We start from the raw sequence: 23007 nt of genomic DNA on the forward strand, positions 1-23007 counted from the left end.
ATATTACCTTGGTTATAACAAAACTGTTCGCTTGTGCAAATACTAAAGGATAAACTAATTGCATTACAACTAATGCATTTCATCATATTTATCAATTTAAACAACAAAGCAGTAGAGTTCAATCTTTTCGCCACGCTTATTGCGCGCTATTGCGCAGTTCGGTCAGCGAGGATCTTATTGGCGATGCCGCGTAAAATACTGACTTCTTCCGCTTCGAGTTCGGCACGCGCGAACAGACGCTTCAAGCGCGGCATGAGCTTTTTCGGTTTTTCCGGATCGAGAAAATCGATGGCGATGAGGGCCTGTTCTAAGTGCGTATACATACGCTCGACGTCTTCATTGCTGGCACGCACACCCTGAAAGCCGATTTTCTGCTCACCGGGCGGTGGCGTTTCCGTATCGAGGGCGGCAATGCGGCTTTCATACGCCAGCAATTGAATCGCCTGCGCCAGATTGAGCGAAGAATACACCGGGTTGGCTGGAATATTGATTAGCGTTTGGCAATTCATCACGACTTCATTCGGCAAGCCATAGCGTTCACTGCCGAAAATCAGCGCAACCTCGCCAGCACTCTGCTCGGCTGCGCTCTTGGCAAAGGCGCGCGGTGTGATCAAGGGGGGTGAGTATTCGCGCAAACGGGCGCTGACGGCAGCGACAAATTGACAGCCGTGCAAAGCCTCGTCCATGGTGCTGACGATCCGCGCGCCCTCGAGAATGTCGAGTGCGCCACTGGCAAAGGCAATCGCATCGGGATGGCTTAAGGCATCGTCAAAACGTGGGTTGACCAGTACCAACTGGCCGAAGCCCATGGTTTTAATCGCCCTTGCGGCCGCACCAATATTGCCAGGATGACTGGTTTCGACCAGCACGAAGCGCAGGCGTTTGAAAAGAGATGTGTCAGTTTCGGGCAAGTTCATTTAAAATAGCGGTATTCAGCGTTGATTGTTATGGTTGTGCTACGTATGGCGGCACCGTTTTACGATGACAGTTACGCACGCTCTTTATCATTTTTGTGTAGCAGATCAGGGTACTTCATCCGAAGGTGAAGCGCTGCTGTCTGCCGTCATTTTATCGGAAAACTTATGCACCCAATGCTCAATACGGCTGTTAAAGCCGCTCGTCGCGGCGCGACCGTCATCAACCGCGCCTCGTTTGATCTCGACCGCGTCAGCGTCACAGAGAAACATTTCAATGACTTTGTAACCGAAGTCGATCAAGCTGCTGAAGCAGCCATCATCGAAGTCTTGAAAACAGCCTACCCAGATCATGCGATCTTGGCCGAAGAATCGGGTGCCTCCGCTAACTTACACGACGAAAGTGAATTCGTTTGGATCATCGATCCACTCGATGGCACCACCAACTTCATCCACGGTTTCCCGCAATATTGCGTATCGATAGCATTGCAACATCGCGGCGTCATTACACAAGCCGTGGTCTATGATCCTACGCGCAATGAGATGTTTACCGCCAGCAAAGGCGGCGGTGCCTACCTCAATGATAAACGCATCCGTGTTACCCGTTGCGATAAAATTGCTGATGCCTTGATCGGCACCGGTTTTCCATCACGTGATCTGTCCGGCCTCGACCAGTATGTCGAAATGTTCAAAATCATGACTGCGAAATGTCAAGGACTCAGAAGGCCGGGTGCTGCCGCCCTCGATTTGGCATATGTTGCGGCCGGTCGTCTCGATGGCTTTTTCGAAAAAGGTCTGGCACCTTGGGATCTCGCTGCCGGCTCTTTGCTGATAACCGAAGCCGGCGGCATCGTCGGTACCTTCGTCGGCGACTCCGATTATCTGCACAAAGGTGATATCTTGGCCGGCACACCAAAAGTGTTCGGACAAATGGTCAACTTACTGCAAAGCTTTGCAGGTGCCGCCAAAAAATAATCTCTCACTGCCGTTTGCGGCAGTCTGGGCTTCGCTTTTTCACAGGACCGATGCAAGTTGGTCCATGCTTTCACCAAATCATTAGAAACACATGTCATCATTTAACGAACTCGGTCTGTCCGAGGACATTGTCCGCGCCGTCAGCGAACAAGGCTACACCTCCCCGACCCCAATTCAGCTGCAAGCAATTCCAGCCGTCATCAAAGGCGGCGATCTGCTGGCCGGTGCGCAAACCGGTACCGGCAAAACTGCTGGCTTCACTCTGCCGGTTTTGCAACGTCTGTCGACCTCACTCAATGCGCCGAAAGACAAACTGAGCCGTCGTCCCATCCGCGCACTGGTGTTGACACCAACGCGTGAGCTGGCAGCCCAGGTGCAAGAAAGCGTGGAAACTTACGGCAAATATGTGCCCCTGACTTCCGGCGTGATTTTCGGCGGGGTCGGTATTAATCCTCAAATCAAGCTTTTGAAGCACGGCGTCGATATTTTGGTGGCCACACCAGGGCGTCTGCTCGACCATCATCAGCAAGGCACGATTGATCTGCGCCACGTCGAAATTTTGATACTCGATGAAGCCGATCGTATGCTCGATATGGGCTTCATTCACGATATCAAAAAAGTCTTGGCGATCCTGCCAGCGAAACGACAAAACCTGTTGTTCTCGGCGACCTTCTCCGATGAAATCAAAGTCTTGGCCGATCGCCTCTTGAATAATCCAGCCATGATCGAAGTCGCGCGTCGCAATTCGACCGTCGAAATCATCGCTCAGAAAGTCCATCCGGTTGACCGCGATAAAAAACATCCGGTGCTCGCGCATCTGATCAAGACACATTCCTGGAACCAAGTATTGGTGTTTACACGCACCAAACATGGTGCCAATAAATTGGTCGAACAATTATTGAAAGACGACATCTCTGCCATGGCTATCCATGGCAACAAGAGCCAGTCGGCACGTACCAAGGCTTTGGCTGAATTCAAAGAAGGCAGCTTGACTGTCTTGGTCGCCACCGATATCGCCGCGCGCGGTATCGACATCGATCAATTGCCGCATGTAGTCAATTACGATTTGCCGAATGTGCCCGAAGATTACGTTCACCGCATCGGTCGTACTGGCCGCGCCGGTGCGACCGGTGAAGCGGTGTCGCTGGTGTGTGTCGATGAATTCAAATTGTTGGCCGATATCGAAAAATTGATCAAGCGTCAGATTCCACAAGAGATCATCGATGGCTTCATCCCTGACCCGCACGCCAAAGCGCAGCCTATACAGTTGCGCAGCTTTGAAGGCCGCGCACCAGGTGGTGGTGGCGGTCGTGGCGGTCGTTCGCCACAGGGTAACAAACCGGCCCAAGCGCGCGGCAATTCCGCGCCAGGCGGTGCCAAACCACGCACACCGGGCACGCGTCCGGTAGTGAAACAGTCGACGCCACGTCGCTCTGGTGGTCGCGGTAACGTCTGAGTCTTTTCAATCGGTGTAGCTTGAAAAAAATCGCCCGCAGGCATAAAGTCTGCGGGCGGTTTTTTTTAACAACTCAGATCACTTCCAGTAACTCAGCGGAACTTGAAAAAAACGACCAAAAACACGCGCTGCCTTTGCTTGCGCGTGAACCTTTGACACGCGCAGTCGTTCCAAGCGCTTCACTATCACTCTGTGTGGCTCGCTTTGAATCAATCAAGTTACCTCGCCGCCATTGCGATCTTGGCGACCATTGCACTCACCGTCCACCTCATTGAGAAGTGCGCGCCGAGCAAAGATTCCCCCGCTCACTTGGCCAGCATTGATGGTTTGCGCGGCTACCTCGCCGCCTTCGTTTTTCTGCACCACGCAAGCATTTGGTATTTTTATTTACACACGGGCATATGGCGCGTCCCACCATCCAATCTTTTCACGCATTTCGGCGAAAGCAGTGTCGTGCTGTTTTTCATGGTCAGTGGCTTCCTGTATTTTTCCAAATTATTTGCCGCCAAGCTGAGGCCGATTGATTGGAGAAAACTGTATATATCGCGCCTGTTTCGTCTCGCCCCTTTGTACTTTTTTGCGCTGCTGCTGCTTGTTCTGATTGTGGCAATCAAAACAGATGGACAACTCAAGCAAGCACCGCTCGACCTGCTCGCGGCCATCGCCCGCTGGGCTGGATTCAGCCTGTTCGGCACGCCCGATATCAACGGCCTCGAGGGCACCGCACTCATTATCGCCGGGGTCAGTTGGTCGATTGCCTACGAATGGGTGTTTTACTCGCTGCTGCCATTGAGCGCTTGTGCATTCGGCATACGCCCACCCACAAGGTGGCTGCTACTGGGCTGGTGCGGCATCATCATCGCTATTGGCATGCATGCAGCACCTAAGATACTTGGCATGTTTTTGGGCGGACTGGTCGCCGCCGCATTGGTCAGATCAAAGAGATTTTGCCAATTAGCGAGACATCAAGTCTCGTCCGTGCTGTGCATTGCCTGCCTCGTCGTGCTCGTTATCCTATTTCGTTCTGCCTACCATTTCGCCGCAGTAGCTCTGTTGACCATCCCATTCGCACTGATCGCCGGCGGAAATAATCTATTCGGATTGCTGAGCAACGCGACGGCCATCGCCATGGGGCGCATCAGCTACAGCGTGTATATGCTGCATGGAATTATTTTGTTTGTCGCGTTTGACATGGTAGCGGCACCACAAGCAAGCCCCTCACTACTCGTGCATTGGGCAAACACACTCTTACTCACGCCCGTCGTGGTCGTACTCAGTTTTCTGAGTTTTCGCTATATTGAACGCCCAGCGATGGAGTTCGCGAGCGCCTGTGCAAGAAGAAGGGAAAATAAGTCGCCTTGATTGGCATCACCGTGTCAAGCAAGGCCAATTGCGTACGCGTTTCGCTTGCGCAGATAAATAACCGGCATGCTCAAGTTGCTCGACCATTTTCAGGGTATCGAAGGCAATAGCAGTCATGATTTCTATCCTGTAATGTAGCGATGTCAAATAAAATGCTACTGCCAAATACAGCGAAATTCCAGAATATCTTGCTGGCTTTTTAGAAAGCGCCAGCGCAGCGCAGTGAAATCGTACGCAAAGTTCCCCGCGCTCTGCGTGATTGATTTACCATTCCTGTTTTATCGACTGACGCAGGGCCGACGAGCAGCCGCACACGTCGCAACAGACTCTTGGCAAGCACCGCAGCCCCTGCAGGTCGTCATCCCATTTCAAGACCGAGTACATGACAGACAAAAAGAAATCCAGCGCAACGCCCGACTCTGAGGCCAAACATACCCCCATGATGCTGCAATATTTAGGCATCAAAGCCGAGCATCCCGATACCTTGGTGTTCTATCGCATGGGTGATTTTTATGAATTGTTTTTTGGCGATGCCGAAAAAGTCTCGCGCCTGCTGGGTATCACGCTCACGCAACGCGGCAGTTCCGGTGGTAACCCGATCAAGATGGCTGGCGTACCGTTTCACTCGCTCGAAACGTATCTGGCCAAACTGGTCAAGCTGGGCGAATCGGCAGCGATCTGTGAACAAATCGGCGATCCGGCGACCAGCAAGGGTCCGGTAGAACGCAAGGTGATGCGCGTGATCACTCCCGGCACCCTGACTGACACCGATTTATTGCCGGAAAAATCAGAACGCCCTTTACTCGCGCTGGTAATGCTGCAACAACGTAAAACCATTACCGTTGGCTTGGCTTGGCTGTCGCTGGCCAGTGGCGCATTGAAATTAATGGAATTTCAATGCGAAGAGAAAGCCTTGCGCAACCGCTTGATGCAAGAATTGGAGCGCATTTCTCCGGCTGAAATTCTGCTGTCGGCCGGTACCCTGTTGTTGGAAGAATTTCATCAGCAATTGCCGGGGAAATTTTCCGAAGTCCCGGACTGGCACTTCGATCTCAAACAAGGGCAAAAAGCCTTGGAAGATCAAATGGGTACGGCCACCCTCAGTGGTTTCGGTGCCGATATGATGAGTGCGGCCTTCGGTGCCGGCGGTGCCTTGCTGCGCTACGCGGAAAGTACCCAAGGACGCGGACTGCGTCATGTCAACAGTTTAACAGTAGAAAGCGAAGAAGAATTCATCGGCCTCGACAGCGCGACGCGGCGTAATTTGGAATTGACCGAAACCCTGCGCGGCCAAGAAGCGCCGACCCTGTTTTCCCTGCTCGATCACTGCCGCACCGCGATGGGTTCACGCCTGCTGCGTCATTGGTTGCATCATCCGCGCCGCGATCAAGCCGTGGCACGCTCGCGCCATGCCGCCATCGCCGCCTTGATACAAACCGATGCCGCTGAGCAGTTTGTGCCGATTCTCAATGCCATTCCCGACATCGAACGAATTACCACGCGCATTGCCCTGCAATCGGCACGACCGCGCGACCTGTCCGGCCTGCGCGATGGCTTGCAACAATTGCCGCAGTTACGCCAACTCGTCAGCCACTGTCTGAGCGCTTCAGAAACCAGCGTACTGGCGATGGCGTTGGCAGACTTGGCGACCCCGATCGACTGCCTCGACGCACTGGAGCGCGGCCTCATGCCGGTGCCGGCGAGCATGGTGCGCGATGGTGGCGTGATTGCCACCGGTTACGATGCCGAGCTCGATGAATTGCGCGCCTTATCCGAAAATGCCGGACAATTTCTGATCGACCTGGAAATTTCCGAACGCGAACGCACCGGCATTGCCAATTTACGTGTCGAATATAACCGTGTGCATGGTTTCTATATCGAAGTCACCAACGGCCAGAGCGATAAAGTGCCTGATAATTATCGCCGTCGTCAAACACTCAAAAATGCCGAACGCTATATCACGCCAGAATTGAAAGCCTTTGAAGACAAGGCTTTGTCAGCCCAAGACCGGGCCTTGGTGCGTGAAAAAATTCTGTTCGATCAATTGCTACAACACATTGCGCTCCACATAACTCAATTGCAAACGATCGCCCATGCCATCGCCCAGCTCGATGCCTTGGCTGGTTTGGCCGGCCATGCCCTGCGCAACAATTGGTGCGCGCCGCAACTACTCGCGGAACCACAGTTGCGGATACAACAGGGTCGTCACCCGGTGGTGGAAAATCAAATCGAACGATTTATTGCCAATGATTGCGAACTCTCTGAAGAACGCAAACTGTTGTTGATCACCGGTCCGAATATGGGTGGTAAATCGACCTTCATGCGCCAGGTTGCGCTGATCACCCTGCTCGCCTATGTTGGCAGCTATGTGCCGGCAACAGCGGCCGCCATCGGCCCCATCGACAGGATTTTTACCCGCATCGGCGCAGCCGATGATCTGGCCGGTGGGCGTTCCACCTTCATGGTGGAAATGACGGAATCGGCTGCTATTCTCAATGCTGCCAGCACGCACTCTTTGGTCTTGATGGATGAGGTAGGCCGTGGCACCTCGACCTTCGACGGCTTGGCACTGGCCTGGGCGATTTCGAAACATTTGATCGAGGTATCGCGCAGTTACACTTTGTTTGCGACCCATTACTTTGAACTCACGCAACTGCCAGACTTACATCCGAGTGCAGCCAATGTGCATTTGTCAGCGGTCGAGCATAAAGAGAAAATCGTTTTCTTACATGCCGTGCAAAGCGGCCCGGCTTCGCAAAGCTATGGCCTGCAAGTAGCACAACTGGCCGGCATACCGCAAAGCGTGATTCGCGCCGCGCGCAAGCACTTGGCCGAGCTCGAAGCGCATTCCTTGCAAGCGACGCCGCAATTCGATCTATTCTCTACGCCAAGCTTGCCAGCAGTAACGGAGGCGGCACTGCCGGCGGAATTCGAGGAATTGCATGAGGAATTGGCGGCCTTGGATCCCGATGCCTTGACCCCGCGCCAGGCACTCGAGGCCTTGTATGCGCTCAAGGGCCTGTATCAAGCGGCTCAGTAAACGAAATCGGGCCACGCAAGTGGCCCGATTGATCAACTCAGGGTTTGAAACCCCGGCCTTCAGAGGCTGTCACAAAAGCCTGATGGACGCTTTTTTACACCTGAAACACCGCATACCTCGTCATTCCTGCATGCCACAGTCTCGTCATTCCTGCATGCCACAGTCTCGTCATTCCCGCATGCTTTTGGCGGGAACCCAGTGTCGTTTTTAACACTGAAAACAGCATCATTTCTGGCATTTTCAGTCAACCACGAACGTCGCTGGATTCCTGCCAAAAGCGCGCAGGAACGACGTGATGTCCGACCGGGGTAATGATACCGAGTGAAAACCCTTTTGCGACAGCCTCTTGGGGCCGGCGAGCGAGGAAGGAGCGACCCGATGGGAGGGGATGCAAACCCCTTCCAGAGTCTGTTCCATCGTCGCTTGCGACGATCGATTAAGTTGTTCAGTGCAGTGAATGAGTGCGGTATTCGTTGCCGCTGTCATCTTCATCTTCCTCATCGTGATGATGCGCATGCGCGCCATGAACATGACCGTGAGCAATTTCTTCATCACTGGCTTCGCGTACCGCTTCAACCGTTACAGAAAAACGCAAGGCAATGCCGGCCAGCGGGTGATTGCCATCGAGGACAACTTTGTCATCAGCGATGTCGGTCACCGTAAACAGCATGCTATCTTCTTCATCCGACGGCTCTGCCTGCTCGGGCGTGCCCTCGAACTGCATCCCGACTTCCAGTGGCGAAGGGAAACGATCGCGTGTCTCTACTTTCACCAGGGTCGCATCGTAATCGCCAAAGGCATCTTCTGGGTTCAATTGCAAAATTGTGGAGAAGCCGGCTTCTTTACCTTCAAGCGCTTCTTCGATTTTCGGGAAGATATTGTCATAGCCACCATGCAGGTACACCATCGGCTCCTGACCTTCTTCGATCAGGTTATCTTGCGCGTCGGATAAGGTATAGCGGGCAGTAACAACTGAATTTTTGACAATCTTCATACAATTTCCTTAAAAAATAAATATTCATAGCAGATTATACTCGTCTAGCAGCACAGCCAAGCTCAGCCTATAATATCGCCATGAAAAAAAACCTCCTCCCCCTGACACTGCTCGGCGGAATTACCGCGGAACAATTCTTCCAAGAATATTGGCACAAAAAGCCTTTATTAATCCGCCAAGCTATTCCTGGCTTCGTGCCGCCGCTCAGCCAGGAGCAATTATTTGACTTGACCGGCCGCGAAGACGTCGAATCGCGTCTGGTCAGTTGTTTTAATAGTCACTGGGAAATGCAGAACGGCCCTATTGCTGCGCTACCACGCAAAGAAAACAAAGACTGGACCTTACTGGTACAGGGTGTGAACTTGCATGAGCGCGCGGCCGACGACTTGTTACGCCAATTCCGCTTCCTTCCCGATGCCCGCCTCGACGACTTGATGATCAGCTACGCGGCCGACGGCGGCGGTGTGGGGCCGCACTTCGATTCTTACGATGTGTTCTTGCTTCAAGCGCAGGGACTACGCAAATGGCAAATCGGCGCACAAAAAGATTTATCGCTGATCGATGGCATGCCGCTCAAAATTCTGAAAAAATTCACGCCCGAGCAAGAATTCATCCTCGAGCCGGGCGACATGCTGTACTTGCCGCCTCACTATGCGCATGACGGCATTGCCATCGGCGAATGCATGACTTGCTCCATCGGTTTTCGCGCTCCCTCGTTTCAGGAAATCGGCGTCGCCTTTTTGCAATTTATGTCTGACAGCATAGATTTGCCAGGTCGTTATGCCGACCCCGAACTCCAGCCCAGCGCAGCCCCGGCCGAACTCGACCACGCGCTGATCGCACAAATCAGCGAACAAATCCAGCATATCCGCTTCACGCCGGAAGACATCACGATTTTCATCGGCGAATATCTGTCTGCACCTAAAGCCAGCGTATTTTTCAACGCACCCGAAAAAGCCCTGACACCGAAGCGTTTCGCTGCAGCGGCACAGAAGAAGGGTTTGCGTCTTGCACTGAAAACGACCATGTTGTACCGCGACGAGCACGTGTTTATTAACGGTGAGTCATTTGCGGTTGACGAACATGATCAAGTCATACTCAATCGTTTGGCTAATCAGCGCTGTCTGGCCGGGACCGATTTACTGCAAGCGTCTGACGATGTGATGGAAGCTTTTTGCTTATGGACCGAAGATGGCTGGCTGGAATTAGCTTGATGATTTTTACTCAAATCTGAAAAATTTGAATAAAAAATTTTCTTTCAGTACAAAAACAGCCCTTTTTGGCTGCCCAATGCTTTCCTAAATGCAAATATATGAGAAAAACAGGGCAATTCACCATCTATGGCTGTTCCATTGCCTCAAAAATCATTATAATCGTGGGCTAGGGAACTTTCGAAGGTACCGGAGAATTTCCGTTCCTCGTTACCGCCGAGTAAACCTATGTAGAGCGATAATTACCGGTAATTATTCATCGCAAAATTCTGATCTTATTTTTGATCTACTTATTGAAAGTACAAACATGAAAAAATCACTCCTGATCGTATCCCTGTTGGCAATCGCTTTGGCCGCTTGCGGTAAAAAAGAAGAAGCCGCTCCTGCAGCATCCGCAGTTGCTCCAGCACCAGCTTCGGCTCCTGCTGAAGCACCAGCAGCTGCTCCAGCTCCTGCAGCCGCTTCGGATGCAGCCGCTGCATCTGGCGCCGCTCCAGCAGCTTCGGCTACTGCAGCTCCAGCATCCAAGTAATTTTTTACTTGTGCTGAAAAAGCCGACCGCAAGGTCGGCTTTTTTTATGCCCCCAAAAAAACTTTGGAATTTAAAAAAACGGCACGCAATCAATGCGCACCGCTTCAGTGAGAGACCAGTCGCTTACTTGGCCAGCACTTTTCGAATCGCCGCCGCCAATTCTTCCGCCACAAACTTCGCCACATAGGCATCTGCGCCGACAGTTTTGATATGCTCTTCATTGGTTTGACCAGACAAAGAGGAGTGTATGATTACAGGCAAGCCTTTATAGCGTTCATCTTGCTTGATTTTACGCGTCAGCGTAAAGCCATCCATTTCCGGCATTTCCAAATCTGTCAGCACCATGGCGACCTTGTCGCGCAAAGACTTACCCTCAGTGGTCGCCGCTGCGGCGAGCAACTGCAGCTTGTCCCAGGCTTCCTTGCCGGTCTTGGTCATGATGTAGGGTGCACCAATGGCCCCGAGCGCTTGTTCAATCAAGCTACGCGCTACGGCAGAATCATCGGCCGCCAGAATGACCGAGCCTTCTTTCATCTGCAAACGATCGCCGATGGTTTCCGGGTCAATGTCTTTGGTATCTGAAGGGGTAATCTGACGTAAGATCTGTTCGACATCCAGTACTTGGGCTAACCGGGTATTCTCCGTATCGCCATCGAGACGAGCAATGCTCGTCACCATGCCACCGACTGCACTGCTTTCGGCTGACAGCACTTGATTCCAATCAAGGCGCACGATCTCTTCCACCGATTCCACCGCAAAACCTTGGGTCGTGCGCGCATATTCGGTAACGAGCATAATATTCAAGCCCGTTTTCGGCGTGCAACCGACCACGGCCGGCAAATCGATCACAGGAATGATTTGCCCACGCAAATTGACCACGCCCAACATGTGTGGCAAGGAACCGGCTACCGCCGTGATGGCTGGCATCGCGACGATTTCTCTGACCTTAAAAACATTAATGCCGAATAATTCAGACCGGTCACCGGCGGCGTCGCCACCCAATCTGAACAATAGCAATTCAAACTTGTTGGAACCAGTGAGATTGGTACGTTCGTCCACTTCTTGTTGTACAGAACTCATAATTTTCGCCCTCATCGGTAAACGAATTAAAGATCAATAATTTACTGCATGTAATATGGTAAGTTTAAGATTGACATAAATACATGTACTTATCTTATTACAAATTCTAGCAATGATTCATGCTTCACGGCACCGACTTCGAGAATTGAATTAAAGAAACCTTTGTAATTCAGCAAATTTACTTACTTTATGACACGATAGCAAGGGGTGTAAGCTTTGCCAGGCAACTTCATTCGGTTTTGCACAACAAAAGACGTCAGCAAACTATCCATTGCCTCCATCATAGCCGTATCCCCGGCTATTTCGAAATGCCCGTGTTGCTCAATTGCCCGGATTCCTTGATTTTTAACATTTCCCGCCACAATGCCAGAAAAGGCCCGGCGTAAATTCGCCGCCAGCAAATGGCGCTCTTGATTTTTATGGAGTGCCAGATTACGCATATTTTGATGCGTCGGTTCGAAGGGTTTTTGAAACTCCGCATCTATTTTCAACATCCAATTGAAATAATAGGCATCGCCTTCGGCTTTGCGGTAGGCACGCACCTGTGCAATCCCCTGCGCGACGGTTTGCGCAACCAAGACGGGATCGCCAATGATGATTTGGTATAAAGCTTGCGCCGGCGCGCCCAGCGTATCGGCGATGAAGCGATCAATCTGGGTGAAATAAGCAGCAGCACTGGCCGGTCCGGTAAAAATCAAAGGAAACGGCATGTCCGCATTGTCCGGGTGCAGCAAGATACCAAGCAAATACAGAATTTCTTCCGCAGTCCCCGCCCCACCAGGGAACACAATGACTGCATGACCACAGCGTACAAACGCCTCGAGGCGTTTTTCTATATCCGGCAGTATCACCAATTCATTGACGATAGGGTTAGGGGCTTCGGCAGCGATGATGCCAGGCTCGGTGAAACCGAGGTAACGATTATGCGTGATGCGCTGCTTGGCATGACCTATGGTGGCCCCCTTCATCGGTCCCTTCATCGCGCCCGGACCACAGCCGGTACAGATGTCGAGGGCACGCAAGCCAAGCTCATAGCCGACTTGCTTGGTGTAATCGTACTCCGGACCAGAGATCGAGTGACCACCCCAGCAAACGACCAGATTAGGATTGACTTGTGGATGCAATAAATTGGCGTTACGCAAAACATGGAACACCGCATCGGTGATGCCTTCGGAGCTCACTAAATCGAATGGGCCATCGGACAATTGCGCTTGAATAAACAAGATATCGCGCAAGACCGCGAATAAGTGTTCCTGTATGCCTTTGATCATTACGCCATTAACGAAGGCGCTGGCCGGTGCCCCTTTTACTTCGAGTTTGATGCCGCGCTCGCGCTCAATGATACTTACTTGAAACGTCTTATAACGTTCAAGCAATTCTTTGCCATCATCGAGTCCGCTGCCGCAATTCAAAACTGCCAATGCACAATTTCGAAACACTTGGTATAAGCCGCCATGACTGTGGTCCAACAACATGGCCACTTCGAGCTTGGACAAAACTTCCATCCGACCTTCGGGCGAAATTTGGGTATCGATCACTTCATATTCCATGCTGCAACACTTTCCTGAAAACGCCGCAGGCCGCACAATCGGCCGCAGGCTTGAATATCATTATGCATGCTTTCCAGCGCTTGTCAGCCCGGCGCGGATGAAAATCACTGCTTTGCCAATTGCTGCTGCTGCTGGCGGCATTAAATATAAATTATTTGGCATGGCCCCTTGCTTATCCTGGGCGGGCGTTGTATTATTCGGGCCTCAGACGCGGGGTGGAGCAGTCTGGCAGCTCGTCGGGCTCATAACCCGAAGGTCGTAGGTTCAAATCCTGCCCCCGCAACCAATAAAATCAAAGGCTTACAGAATTGCTGTAAGCCTTTTTGCATTTAAAACGATTTATTGCTGCAATTTTGCTGCACTTCCGTTTGAAATGCCGGTGTCTATACCCTGTTCCTCAACCTCAATTGGAGCAGAAGTATGGCAACGATCAATAAACGCGGTCCGTATCAATATCAAGCCATTGTCCGGTGCAAAGGCTATCCTACCCAAACACGCACTTTAGAAACCATCAAAGCAGCCAACGACTGGGCCAGAGATGTCGAGGCAAAAATGCGACGTGGTGAGTTTAGCGACCGTTCAACCGCAGAAAGTACGACTCTCGGCGATGCACTAGAACGCTATCGCTTGGAAGTAACGCCCGCTAAGCGCGGTCATGTCAAAGAAAATTACCGTCTTTTGCAGTTGATGCGACACCCTCTGGCTTTACGTCCACTCGCCCGCCTACAAAATGTCGACTTTTCCACTTACCGTGACCAGCGACTAAAAGAAGTCGCTCCGAAGACAGTACAACTAGAACTTTCCGTATTCTCTGCTGTACTCAATACAGCCCGTCGTGACTGGTCAATTTCGGTCGCCAATACCATCACCGATATTCGCAAACCAAAACTCCCCAGAGGCCGCTCCCGGCGTCTGGTTGGCGATGAGGAGAAGCGCCTGTTTGATACTGCTCGTAAGAGGGAATCATCTGACCTAAGTTTATTAATCGTACTTGCTATCGAAACTGGTATGCGTTGCGGAGAAATGGTGTCCTTAACTTGGGATCAAATCGACCTAGCTCACCATTTTATTCATTTGGATATGACAAAGAACGGGACTGCTCGGGATGTTCCTTTGTCGGTTGCTGCAGAATCTGCTCTGCGTAGTGCCCAGCAACATCCACATGGCCGATTGACGGGATTCCAGGCAACGGATGGCGTTACTGCGGCATTTAGTCGACTTTGCCGACATGCTGACATAACCAATTTACGTTTTCATGACCTACGCCATGAAGCAGCGTCCAGATGGGCAAAAGTATTACCCGCAGCAACATTGGCAAAAATCTTTGGCTGGAAAACCTTGCAAATGGCGATGCGCTATTACAACCCTACTGCGGCTGAGTTAGTAGCAGCTATCCGTCAAAAGACAATACATTAGCTTTCTTCTTTTTAGGATAAGTAAAGTGGCCCCCTAAGTCCAGACAATTATCCAAAGAGTTTAAGATAGTGCCTGTTTCTGCCACAGCTGCGCGGCGCTGCCCCGTTATTCGCACTACATCACTACCGTGCTTTTCTTTTCTAGCTTTTTTGAATCAGGCAGTTCAGTACCAAATTTGTTTACGATCTTGGCACCGCCGCCCACGCCTGAGCCATACACGGTTTCCGGCGTTTGATAACCCAATGATTGATGTTTACGCTCAGCGTTGTAGAACATAAAATAGTTCGCCAAGCCGATCACCAATTCCGGCATACTTTCATGCTTTTTCAAATACACTTCTTCATATTTCACACTGCGCCATAAGCGCTCAACAAAAATATTATCCAGCGCCCGACCGCGACCGTCCATACTGATTTTGATGCCGTTTCTAAGCAGCAGCCCAGTAAAGGCCTGGCTGGTAAACTGCGCACCCTGATCGGTATTAAAAATCTCCGGCGTTCCATACCATTTTATGGCTTCTTCCAAGCAGTCCACGCAAAACCCCGCATCCATCGTGTTCGACAACCGCCAGGACAGCACCTTCCGGCTGTACCAGTCAACGATCGCCACCAGATACACAAAACCCCGCGGCAGCCTGATGAATGTGATGTCTGTACTCCAGACCATATTTGGTCGAGTGACGTCGATACCTCTCAGTAAGTACGGGTAAATCTTGTTCTGCGGATGCGCTTTACTGGTGTTGGGGCCTGGGGCCATACCTGCCAATCCCAGTTGCTGCATCAGCCTCTGTACGCGCTTTCGGTTCACTGTATGGCCACAGTCTCGCAAGTAATGCGTCATGCGTCGCGTGCCGTAAAATGGATGTCTGGTGTATTCCTCGTCAAGCAATTGCAACAGCAAACTATCAAACGGATTGATCTCTTCCTGCAAGCGCTTTTTCTTGTCGTACACGACCGAGCGCGTGACTGAAACGAGACGGCATTGTGTGGCGATTGAAAGGGCAGAGAGCGGCTCTACCCACTGCAATCGTTCCGTTACAGGCTGATCCCTGACTTTTTTTTAAGCCAATCGAGTTCCATATTCAGTTGCCCAATTTTGGCATAGAGACGGTCTGGGTCGTTCTGTGTGCTGGCCGGTTTCGGACCGCGTTTACCTTCAAACAGACTGCCTGCATTTTCCAGTAATTCTTTCTTCCACTGGCTGACCTGCGTCGGATGCACGCCGAACTCTTGGGCGATCTGATTGATCGTCTTTTCGCCTTTGATCGCCTCAACTGCCACCTTGGCTTTTTGTGCGCCGCTAAATATTTTTCTCTTATTTTCACTCATGGTCTGCCTCGTCTCTTTTCGACAGACACTAGTTTAAACTGTTGTCCGGATATGTGGATCCACTATAAAGTACCGAAGAGAGATTCAAACTTTTCTCATTGAGAAAACAAAACCAAGCCAATGAATATTGGCTTGGTTAGTTGAAATAATCAGGCAACCAACATCTGTAGTTCTGCCAGCGACTCAAATTGATCAGGCTTAAGTTCAGCGCGGTCGATTGACGTAGCACGTATTTCTACCGCTTTCCCGTTCTGTAATGACACCACGCGCTCCGCACTGGCAATTGTCTCTGGTCGATGTGCAACCATAATGCGAGTCAAGTTCAGCGTACCCAATGCCTGATTGACCTTTTGCTCATTCTGCACATCCAGATGGCTCGTGGCTTCATCTAATGCCAGAATCTTGGGTTGTTTGTACAAGGCACGCGCTAGCAAGACTCGCTGCTTTTGCCCTCCTGACAAACTACTACCCATGTCCCCAACCAAGGTCTGATAACCCATCGGCATGGCCGCAATATCCTCATGAATTGCCGCCTGTCTAGCACAGTGCTCGACCTGTTCTTGCTTGGTATGTGCATCAAAAAAACTGATGTTGTCCTGAATCGAGCCGGCCATCAATACATCATCTTGCATCACAGTACCAATTAGCTTGCGATAGGCATTTATACCTAATTGCTTAGTCGGAATATTATCAATCAAGACTTCACCCTCAGTGGGTTTAAGCAAACCTAGAATGATTTTGCATAAAGTCGTTTTGCCACAACCGCTAGGGCCAACCAGAGCAATGCTTTGTCCTGCAGGAATGGTCAGATTAATCCCGTCTAACACCCAAGGCTCCCCCTCGGCATAACGAAATTTCAGGTTTTTAAGTGTAATCGTTGGCTGTATGCGAGACATATCGGTTTCTTGTACGGTATCGATTTCAGCTTCTTCCAAGACGATATCGGCTAAGCGCTCGCTATGCAGTCCTAGCATTTTTAGGTTGACTACCAAGTCAATGACGTTAAAGAAACGACCTGAGAAGGTGCTGGCGTAACTAGAAAAAGCCATTAGCATCCCAACCGTCAAGACGTTCTGCATGACCTGTCCAGCGCCGATATAAAACAAAGCCAGACTTTGAATACCAAATAAGGTGGTATTAGAAATCTTAAACAAGATCGACATCTTCTGCGTCTTGATATCGCGGTTTTGTACATCCATTTTAAGATTAAGCCAGCGGGCACGACGCTCTTCTTCCCGTCCAAATAATTTCAGCGGCGAGATCGCACGGATAGTTTCTAAAAAATGGCTACTCTCTTTGGAGGACAAGACCAAACGTTCTTGCGAAGCCTCGCGAAATGGTTGATAAAACACCCAGCGTAATACGGCATACACCAAGACAGTGACAATTACCAAGGCAGATAACTTCACGCTATATAACAACATCATGCCGAGTGCCAGCAAGGCCATCAGACCGTCTAAGGCACTCTCCACAAACAAACTCGTCAACGTACTCTGGATCGCCCCAATACTGCCAAAGCGAGAGACCACGTCACCCAGATGACGCTTCTCAAAAAAAGAGACCGGTAAATGCGTCAGATGTGCAAATACGCGAGAACTCCATTGAAAACTGATATCCATACTCCAGCGCATCAAGAACCAACTACGCGCCAGACTGATCGCGGTTTGAGTTACCATCAATAAAGCAAAGCCGATGACCAGCACCGTCAGTAACTCGCGGTCGCCACTGACAATGACTTCATCCACCACAAATTGATTAAACAACGGGGAGGTAATCGCAAAGATTTCTAACGCCAACGCTAGTACCATGACTTGCACAATGGCGCGACGCAGGCCAACGATGTGTCCGGTTAAATCTCGGATAGCAATCTTTTTACGCTCGTCTTTGGGCTTAAAGCTCGCACTTGGAGACAATTCACAAGCAACACCAGTAAAGTGTGCCGACGCCTCTTGCAAAGCAACACGACGCTCACCTACTGCGGGGTCAAGCAAAATCAAAGTCACTTTGCCTTGCCAATTTTTAGTAATCTTTTTTAAGACCACAAAGTGATTTAAGTTCCAATGCAAAATACATGGCAAAGCTAACTGATCTAACTCTTCCAATTCCAAGCGCAATGGTCGTGCGGACAATTGCATTGCCGACGCATGGCGCATTAATTGAGCTAACGTCGCTCCTTTAAGACTGATCGAGAATTGACGACGTAAATCCGCGAGATCAGTGTGGTAGCCGTAATGGCTTGCGACCATGGCTAAGCAAGCTAAACCGCATTCGCTCGATTCTGTTTGGAGGAGAGATTTCATCAAGTAAGATAATTAAATGAGCAATTCATTTTTTCGACACTTTCAAGCAATGTCAAGTGAGCTACGATTTAGTTCTTAATTTATATAACTAAATACTAGCGAATAAAAAAAATAGGCTTTACGATCTAATCTCAACGTAAATTACATCAATCCTTTTCCATTGCAGAATAAAGTGATAATTTAAAAAATATCTACAAATCTAATAGGTCATCGGATTACTTTGTTTGGATTAACAAGCGGAAGCCTCCCACTTTCTCTCATTTGTTTTTTAAAACCATCTTTCAATTCCCCACCTAGTTCGGCAAGAACAGCTTTAGCTAACACGACTAGATCTGCTGTGTCAGCATTCGAAATAGCTTTTTCAAGAGAATTATTTAGTTTTTCATCCATTAGTGGATTGAATTTTTTAAGTGCTCGTGCCGTATGTTTGCGAACGTATCCTCCTTTCCCCCTCTTTAACAAAATTATTTCGACTAACGTCTTATATAGCTCCGCGGCAAGGAAATTAATTTCTCTTTTGTCAATACAAAATTCTAGATCGATAATCAATGACGTTAAAAAATACCTAACTGAATCTAAATCAGGAACTTCCCATTGCGCCGAATTCTCGATATACCTAGCGCATGATTTCAAATGTTCTGATTCAAATGTTGCTTGTGGCAAAACAGTACTACCACAAATAATTTCTATTGTTGAATATTGCCCAATTTTAGGACAAATCTGAATATTGTAGTTTAATGTTTCAGCATCAAATACAAAGACATCAAATATTTTCCCACCCTCTGAAAACGACTCATGGAATGGTGTCGTTTTTTTTGTAAAAACTATAATTAGATCTATATCTGAGTCCTTTCGAGCAACGCCATTTATCTGTGATCCAAAAAAATAAATGAACGAGAAATCTGAATACCGATTTGAAATTACGTTGACAATAAACTCAGTTAATAAATTTTTATAATTCATATTATTTCTCTGGAAGATTTTTAATCCCCCTATTTTTTGAAAAATAGGTATTGTTCCAATGGTCGAAATGGAGATGCTTAACACCAAGCAGATCCAGTTCTGAAATTAATTCTGGAGAATAAATTTCAGCAATTACCTGAGAATTTACATAGTAAATACCACCTTCACTTAGTGTAAATTTATAAGCGATACTCAAGGTGTTTTCAGCAGACTCCCACAACCTATTTATGTGTGCGAGGAATAGATGGCTATTTTGTATGTTTTGATATGTAGAGGGATAGTGAGCTCTTGCAGCTTTGAAGTAACACAAGATATACAGCATAAAATCGCTCATTCCGCTTATATTTCCGCTATATGAGTCTAGTCCACTAGTTTTGAATTTTTGATAAACGCTAGTAGAAGTTAAGTTCGTCTCTAGGTTTGCTGCAATTGTATAGGCATTGAATTCATCAACTCCCGTTGATATATCGTTACCCGTGAATTTTTTGCTTTTAATAATGTAAGTATTAAAGTTTGAATTTGACGGTAAAAGTACTTTAAATTTGTCTGGTATCACTTCCTCGACGATGGAAAAGTTAGCACTGTCACCTGGATGCCGCTCGGTTATCCTCCCATAACCGTTAAATAAGTAGGTAGAATTCCCGCTATTGCACTTCCTCATTAAGGTGTGCATGTCATGTACCGTTTCATGTATCGCAGTAGTTAACGTGATCAGAGAAATTCCTTTGTTAATACGAATCCACCACATCACACTGTGCGGCATAAGTCGGAATAACTGATAAGCGTCTCTGTTGTTCGAATCTAAAAGTAACTGATTCACCACAGCAGTATCTGACTCTTTTAAATTAATACTTTTATCCCATTGTGGCTCACCAAACGCGTATGACTGATCGGATTTGTTGTCTCCAGAATCAACACCTTGATTTTCAATCAAAGCCCAGCAATTCAAGGAATTATAAAAAGGCCGCTCACCCGCTTCAGCAATAGAAATATTTTCAATTTCAGTCTTTTTAAGCATTATTTTAAATTGATCCATATTTTTCACTAATCCGGTATCCGAGCTATTGGAGTTTTTTTCCTTACCGTTTATTTGCGCACCACAAGGAAATGCACTAAAAAAAAACATAAGTATTAATGGTATTTTAAGCATTTGTTAAATAGATTTTGGAGGTATTGTCAAATAAGGTTTGCTGAAGATAATTGAACTCAGTAATGTGAAGTAATAAAAAAGGGCATAGAGGTCAATTTCCTTATTTTAATTTATACAAAATAATCCTAACCAAGTCATGACTTTTTGCTTTATGGTGGCATTCATTATTTTCTTTAACAAATGCCACTACTTTCTATTTCACAAATCGCAGAAATATAAATCTAATTTCGTACCTCGTCTTGCTGAGACATTGATCATTTTTGCATAGTTACTGTTGTGCAAATCTGCGCAGAAACAACCGGCGTTGGAGTGCCAGCGCATGTGATCACAGATATTGTGTTGTCATTATTTGTACAAGTTTGAATCGACTGTCCTACGGCACCTACAGTTATACAAACACTGGTTACAACAGTTGTTCCACTCGATTCCGAATTCTGTCCCGAGTTCGACCCCGAAACTGATACAGATTGAATTGGCTCTTCGCCATAGTAGGCATTGTTAATATCCAATCCATATTGAGCAGCTAGGCCAATATCCCCACCACCAACCGCAAACAATTCGTCATTTGTAATTAAACGCATTTTGTGTTTCCCTATACATGGTTAAGTTGAACTATGCCTCATGACATAGTTTTGCTGCTCCGTTCTTGGTCTCGACTACCTTGAACGGTTTTTCGGACTGGGTCTGGAAGAAAATATCCTTTCAGATCCAGTATTCGAATCTTGTTGGGTTACAAATTTCTATAGTTGTAGTAATTTTTCTTAGCCAGCATTTGTCACTGCCAATACTGGCTCTGCAATCCACTCCCAAATCTTGCGTTTGTCCTGCAATATGTCTGCCTCTAGGGTCATACCTGACTTTAGATTTTGCACTTGTCCGTAGGCATCTATTGTTTGTTTTTCTAGTCTGACTTTGATTCTGTACAAGGCTTCATTACTGTTGAAGCCTTGAATATTCTGCTGGGCGTTACTCAAAATCGTACTGGCTAAATTAGGGGGTAATTCATTTGGTGCGAATGGAGTGTCGCTAATGTCGGTAACGGTGCCTTTTTGCAGTCCAAATTTTTGGTAAGGGTAGGCTTGATAGCGGATCAGGACTTGCTGTCCATTGGCGACGAAACCTGCGGTGCGGCTGGGTGCGTATAGATGGACCTCTAGCTGCGCTGCATCAGTCGTCTTTGTTGTGTCTAGTGTGTCTGTTGTCTTCGCTAACTTGGAGGATGAGGGTATTAATGTTGCCAATACCTGTCCTGCGTTAATGGTTTGGCCTATTTGACTGGTCAGTGTGGTGATGGTGCCTGCTTGGCTGGCGGTGATCAGATTCGTTTTACGATTGTTATTTTCTGCGATTTCTTGTTGCAGGCTAGCGACCGCTCTTTGTAGTTGTGCCTGGTCAGTTGCTAAGCTATTAGCCTGAGCATTCAGCTCTGCTTGCATAGCAAGTTGATTAGCCTCTAGCTGCAACTTATTGCGACGTAGGGTTGACAAATGAGTATCGACATCAATCATGTCTTCTTGTTTTTGCTGGGTCTGAGCCGCCGATACATAGCCATTATTTTGCAGCGTTTGGAATTTAGTGACACTGTCTTGGGCCAGGCTATGGCGACGTTGGGTGAGGACAATTTCTTGTTCTAGTTGACTGGCTTCGGTCGTAAGGTTATTCAACCTTTGAACTAAAGCCTGTTTCTTTTCTATCGCTTGGGCTGTGCGCAGTCTTTGTTCCGCTTCCAATGTCTGCCGACGGGTGGCGAGTTGTTGGGCGACTAGAGCGGTAATTTCGCCTTTGTCACCTTGACGTTCAGTAGAAAGCTCGAACAGGATTTGGCCTACGCTAACAGTTTGGCCTTCTATAACGTGGCTGTTGACTAGCAATCCTCCATTGGGCGCGCTGATGCTGATACTACCGCCAATCGGCAGGGTGATGCCTGTGACGCGGGCTTTTTTGGTGATGTTACCCAATGTGATAAAGGCGATGAGAATCATCGTGACGATCAAAGCAACACCAGCAATCAGCCAAGCCGAAATCGGTTGTGCCAAGCGGATAGCGCCTAGCCATTGTTGATTGTGACTTGCTGTCACTTCCGGACGGAACAAAGGCAGTTGACTAGTTTTATTTTGATTAATCATTAATCTAAATTCAAATTATTTTGTAAATTATTTTTCATTAATTTGCATGCATTGACATTTTTATAGCAAATTAATGTTGTTTTATGAAAAATAGATTAGGTGAAAAATTCTAAGATATTCAGATGACAGCTGAATCAGTTAGTATGCCTGATAATTATTACTTTTAAAGCAATAGTTGTCTTTTTATGCATGTTATTAAAACATGTAAATATTTCAATATTGTTACATGTTACAAAGAATTACAATATTGGAAATGTTTTAGCTTTGTTGATATTTTTCTTTTTTTAGTGAGGTACAGACGCATAAAAAATATATCTAGACAGAAATGGATACTCATTTGTTAGTCACTTAAACAAGCTTGAAAATCATCCAAATAAGCTATCTCGCAATGATAAGAATATTAATTAGATTACGTTACTTTTACCCGCAGATTTAATCACACTTGCTAGTTCTGAAACCACTGCTCAAGCGTCTCCTCAGACCAAGCCAAAGACCGCCCAGGATTATCTGGCGGCGACACTTTGAGCGCCGTGTAAATACTGCCAAACAGTACTTGTACCGATTTATCATCGACATCCTTCCTGTTTTCAGCAGCCTTTAATGCAGACCA

The 23007-nt window shown here is 48.2% G+C and carries 17 protein-coding genes and 1 tRNA gene; 8 read left to right on the top strand and 10 right to left on the bottom strand.

The annotated features are described in order from the left end of the window. Positions 1-146 precede the first annotated feature (146 nt). Positions 147-917, bottom strand: a complete 771-nt coding sequence (locus tag RHM61_RS16700; protein ID WP_322248418.1) for an RNA methyltransferase — start codon at positions 915-917, stop codon at positions 147-149. Positions 918-1091: 174 nt separating this feature from the next. Between RHM61_RS16700 and RHM61_RS16705 the strand changes: the two genes are divergently transcribed. The 4 genes from RHM61_RS16705 to mutS all read left to right on the top strand — a co-directional run bounded on the left by RHM61_RS16705 (position 1092) and on the right by mutS (position 7747). Then, on the top strand, positions 1092-1889 hold the full coding sequence (locus RHM61_RS16705; protein ID WP_322251118.1) for an inositol monophosphatase family protein: 798 nt from the start codon (positions 1092-1094) through the stop codon (positions 1887-1889). Positions 1890-1980: 91 nt separating this feature from the next. Then, on the top strand, positions 1981-3345 hold the full coding sequence (locus RHM61_RS16710) for a DEAD/DEAH box helicase (RefSeq protein WP_322248419.1): 1365 nt from the start codon (positions 1981-1983) through the stop codon (positions 3343-3345). 204 nt (positions 3346-3549) lie between these two features. After that, positions 3550-4707, top strand: coding sequence for an acyltransferase (locus RHM61_RS16715; RefSeq protein WP_322248420.1), 1158 nt, complete (start codon positions 3550-3552; stop codon positions 4705-4707). A 382-nt stretch (positions 4708-5089) separates the two neighbouring features. Beyond that, entirely contained in the window at positions 5090-7747 is a 2658-nt protein-coding gene (gene mutS, locus RHM61_RS16720) for a DNA mismatch repair protein MutS (RefSeq protein ID WP_322248421.1), read from the top strand. 445 nt (positions 7748-8192) lie between these two features. On the opposite strand, the gene RHM61_RS16725 is transcribed toward mutS, so the two are convergent. Beyond that, positions 8193-8741, bottom strand: coding sequence for a peptidylprolyl isomerase (locus tag RHM61_RS16725; RefSeq protein WP_322248422.1), 549 nt, complete (start codon positions 8739-8741; stop codon positions 8193-8195). 80 nt (positions 8742-8821) lie between these two features. Here RHM61_RS16725 and RHM61_RS16730 point away from each other — a divergent pair, with 80 nt between their 5' ends. Together RHM61_RS16730 and RHM61_RS16735 are read left to right on the top strand one after the other, a co-directional pair. Next, on the top strand, positions 8822-9955 hold the full coding sequence (locus RHM61_RS16730; protein WP_322248423.1) for a cupin domain-containing protein: 1134 nt from the start codon (positions 8822-8824) through the stop codon (positions 9953-9955). Positions 9956-10259: 304 nt separating this feature from the next. Then, a complete protein-coding gene (locus RHM61_RS16735; protein WP_322251119.1) occupies positions 10260-10484 on the top strand; it encodes a hypothetical protein in 225 nt (74 codons plus the stop codon). Between the two features lie 123 nt (positions 10485-10607). On the opposite strand, the gene RHM61_RS16740 is transcribed toward RHM61_RS16735, so the two are convergent. Both RHM61_RS16740 and ppnN read right to left on the bottom strand, forming a co-directional pair. Continuing rightward, entirely contained in the window at positions 10608-11564 is a 957-nt protein-coding gene (locus RHM61_RS16740) for a chemotaxis protein (protein WP_322248424.1), read from the bottom strand. Between the two features lie 182 nt (positions 11565-11746). Continuing rightward, positions 11747-13114 carry a nucleotide 5'-monophosphate nucleosidase PpnN gene (ppnN, locus tag RHM61_RS16745; RefSeq protein WP_322248425.1) on the bottom strand — a complete coding sequence of 456 codons (1368 nt, stop codon included), beginning with the start codon at positions 13112-13114 and terminating at the stop codon, positions 11747-11749. Between the two features lie 209 nt (positions 13115-13323). Here ppnN and RHM61_RS16750 point away from each other — a divergent pair. Beyond that, a tRNA-Met gene (locus RHM61_RS16750) sits at positions 13324-13400 on the top strand. A gap of 134 nt (positions 13401-13534) precedes the next feature. Beyond that, positions 13535-14530 (top strand): site-specific integrase, encoded by a 996-nt coding sequence (locus RHM61_RS16755; protein WP_322248426.1) that lies wholly within the window; start codon positions 13535-13537, stop codon positions 14528-14530. Between the two features lie 114 nt (positions 14531-14644). Here the strand turns inward: RHM61_RS16755 and RHM61_RS16760 are convergent. The 6 genes from RHM61_RS16760 to RHM61_RS16785 all read right to left on the bottom strand — a co-directional run bounded on the left by RHM61_RS16760 (position 14645) and on the right by RHM61_RS16785 (position 22397). Beyond that, a protein-coding gene (locus tag RHM61_RS16760; protein WP_322248427.1) for an IS3 family transposase occupies positions 14645-15858 on the bottom strand; the annotation gives its coding sequence in 2 pieces (ribosomal slippage) (positions 14645-15582 and positions 15582-15858; 1215 coding nt in all). Positions 15859-16007: 149 nt separating this feature from the next. Next, positions 16008-18158, bottom strand: a complete 2151-nt coding sequence (locus tag RHM61_RS16765) for a peptidase domain-containing ABC transporter (RefSeq protein ID WP_322248428.1) — start codon at positions 18156-18158, stop codon at positions 16008-16010. Between the two features lie 207 nt (positions 18159-18365). Further along, positions 18366-19121: a nucleotidyltransferase domain-containing protein gene (locus tag RHM61_RS16770; protein WP_322248429.1), complete on the bottom strand. Its 756-nt coding sequence runs from the start codon at positions 19119-19121 to the stop codon at positions 18366-18368. A 1-nt stretch (position 19122) separates the two neighbouring features. Then, entirely contained in the window at positions 19123-20247 is a 1125-nt protein-coding gene (locus RHM61_RS16775) for a hypothetical protein (RefSeq protein ID WP_322248430.1), read from the bottom strand. A gap of 278 nt (positions 20248-20525) precedes the next feature. Continuing rightward, complete coding sequence (locus tag RHM61_RS16780; protein ID WP_322248431.1) at positions 20526-20852, bottom strand: hypothetical protein; 327 nt, start codon at positions 20850-20852, stop codon at positions 20526-20528. A 180-nt stretch (positions 20853-21032) separates the two neighbouring features. After that, positions 21033-22397, bottom strand: coding sequence for an HlyD family secretion protein (locus RHM61_RS16785; RefSeq protein WP_322248432.1), 1365 nt, complete (start codon positions 22395-22397; stop codon positions 21033-21035). Positions 22398-23007 lie beyond the last annotated feature (610 nt).

Source organism: Undibacterium sp. CCC3.4, assembly GCF_034347425.1.
Lineage (GTDB): Bacteria > Pseudomonadota > Gammaproteobacteria > Burkholderiales > Burkholderiaceae_D > Undibacterium.

What these genes read in the sequence shown, in the direction of transcription:
- RHM61_RS16755 (WP_322248426.1), top strand. Translation starts at nt 13,535, where the DNA reads ATGGCAACGATCAATAAACGCGGTCCGTATCAATATCAAGCCATTGTC.
- RHM61_RS16775 (WP_322248430.1), bottom strand. Translation starts at nt 20,247, where the DNA reads ATGTTTTTTTTTAGTGCATTTCCTTGTGGTGCGCAAATAAACGGTAAG.
- RHM61_RS16785 (WP_322248432.1), bottom strand. Translation starts at nt 22,397, where the DNA reads ATGATTAATCAAAATAAAACTAGTCAACTGCCTTTGTTCCGTCCGGAA.
- RHM61_RS16725 (WP_322248422.1), bottom strand. Translation starts at nt 8,741, where the DNA reads ATGAAGATTGTCAAAAATTCAGTTGTTACTGCCCGCTATACCTTATCC.
- RHM61_RS16740 (WP_322248424.1), bottom strand. Translation starts at nt 11,564, where the DNA reads ATGAGTTCTGTACAACAAGAAGTGGACGAACGTACCAATCTCACTGGT.
- ppnN (WP_322248425.1), bottom strand. Translation starts at nt 13,114, where the DNA reads ATGGAATATGAAGTGATCGATACCCAAATTTCGCCCGAAGGTCGGATG.
- RHM61_RS16710 (WP_322248419.1), top strand. Translation starts at nt 1,981, where the DNA reads ATGTCATCATTTAACGAACTCGGTCTGTCCGAGGACATTGTCCGCGCC.
- mutS (WP_322248421.1), top strand. Translation starts at nt 5,090, where the DNA reads ATGACAGACAAAAAGAAATCCAGCGCAACGCCCGACTCTGAGGCCAAA.
- RHM61_RS16730 (WP_322248423.1), top strand. Translation starts at nt 8,822, where the DNA reads ATGAAAAAAAACCTCCTCCCCCTGACACTGCTCGGCGGAATTACCGCG.
- RHM61_RS16700 (WP_322248418.1), bottom strand. Translation starts at nt 917, where the DNA reads ATGAACTTGCCCGAAACTGACACATCTCTTTTCAAACGCCTGCGCTTC.
- RHM61_RS16765 (WP_322248428.1), bottom strand. Translation starts at nt 18,158, where the DNA reads ATGAAATCTCTCCTCCAAACAGAATCGAGCGAATGCGGTTTAGCTTGC.
- RHM61_RS16735 (WP_322251119.1), top strand. Translation starts at nt 10,260, where the DNA reads ATGAAAAAATCACTCCTGATCGTATCCCTGTTGGCAATCGCTTTGGCC.
- RHM61_RS16770 (WP_322248429.1), bottom strand. Translation starts at nt 19,121, where the DNA reads ATGAATTATAAAAATTTATTAACTGAGTTTATTGTCAACGTAATTTCA.
- RHM61_RS16780 (WP_322248431.1), bottom strand. Translation starts at nt 20,852, where the DNA reads ATGCGTTTAATTACAAATGACGAATTGTTTGCGGTTGGTGGTGGGGAT.
- RHM61_RS16705 (WP_322251118.1), top strand. Translation starts at nt 1,092, where the DNA reads ATGCTCAATACGGCTGTTAAAGCCGCTCGTCGCGGCGCGACCGTCATC.